Genomic DNA, 1,479 nt, shown 5'->3' on the forward strand with positions numbered 1-1,479 from the left:
CCACCAGCGCCACCACCCTGCCCTGGCTCCTCCTCGACACCGACGACACCCACACCCATACGGAAGCCCATGACGCAGGGGACGTGTCCGACAGCGAACGCCACACCCCGATGCATCCCGAACATCCGGCCTACGTCATCTACACCTCGGGATCGACGGGCACACCCAAGGCGGTCGTGGTCCCGCACGGGGCCATCGTCAACAACCTGCTGTGGCGGATCGAGACCTTCGGCTGGACCGAACACGACCGCTTCCTCATGCGGACACCGATGAGTTTCGACGTCTCGGTGTGGGAACTCTTCTGCCCGCTGCTCACCGGCGGAAGCATCATCGGCACCGACCCCGATCACCACGCCGACCCCGGCCATCTGCTGTCCGCCGTCGAACGTCACGGGGTCACGGTGGTGCACTGTGTGCCGACCCTGCTGCGGTTGCTGCTGGAGTGGGAGGGGGCACGCCGGCTCTGCGCCTCCGTACGCCACGTCGTCTGCGGTGGCGAACCGCTGACCGCCGATCTGCGCGACTCCTTCGTGGCCACGCTTCCGCATGCGCGGCTGCACAACTCCTACGGCCCGACCGAGACCACCGTCGACACGACGGGATACCTCACCACTCCCGAGGACACGGGCCCGCCACCGATCGGCACGCCCGTCGGCAACACCCGCTTGTTCGTGTTGGATGCGGGGTTGGGGTTGGTTCCGGTGGGTGTGGTGGGCGAGCTGTACGTGGCGGGGTGCGGGATGGCGCGGGGGTACTGGGCTCGGCCCGGGCTGACCGGGGAACGGTTCGTGGCCTGCCCCTACGGTGCGGGTGGCGGGGAGCGGATGTACCGGACCGGGGACCTGGTGCGGTGGACCGCCGAGGGACAGCTGGAGTTCTGCGGACGGGCCGACGAGCAGGTCAAGGTGCGCGGATTCCGCATCGAGCCCGGAGAGATCCAAACCGCGCTGACGGCCCATCCCGGGATCGGGCAGGCTGTGGTGACCGTCCGCGAGGACCGGCCCGGCGACCGACGTCTCGTCGCCTACCTCACCCCCGCTCAAGCCGGGGCCGAGACACCGCCCGCAGCGGAGATCCGCACCCAACTGGCCCACCAACTACCCCACTACATGATCCCCTCCCACTACGTCCCACTGGAACGCCTCCCGCTCACCGCCAACGGCAAACTCGACCACGCCGCCCTTCCCACCCCCACACCGGCAGCCACCGGCACCGGTCAGGGACGCGCCCCCGCAGGTGCCCACGAACGCAGGCTGTGTGAACTGTTCGCCGACGTCCTGGCCATACCCGAGGCCGGACCGGAAGACGGCTTCTTCGCCCTCGGCGGCGACAGCATCCTGTCCATCCAACTCGTCAGCCGCGCCCGCCAAGAAGGACTACAGCTCACCCCCCGCCAAGTCTTCCAACACCAAACCCCAGCCGCCCTGGCCACCACCGCGACCATCATCCCCACCACAGTTCCGGCCCGCCACGAAACCG

At 69.0% G+C, this 1,479-nt stretch carries 1 protein-coding gene; it reads left to right on the plus strand.

The features are described 5' to 3' along the window. Positions 1-1,479: non-ribosomal peptide synthetase (locus tag ABD329_RS47725; protein WP_344318275.1), on the plus strand; the 1,479-nt coding region annotated here is incomplete at both ends.

This window comes from Streptomyces javensis (assembly GCF_039525925.1).
In the GTDB taxonomy this organism is placed as follows: domain Bacteria; phylum Actinomycetota; class Actinomycetes; order Streptomycetales; family Streptomycetaceae; genus Streptomyces; species Streptomyces asiaticus.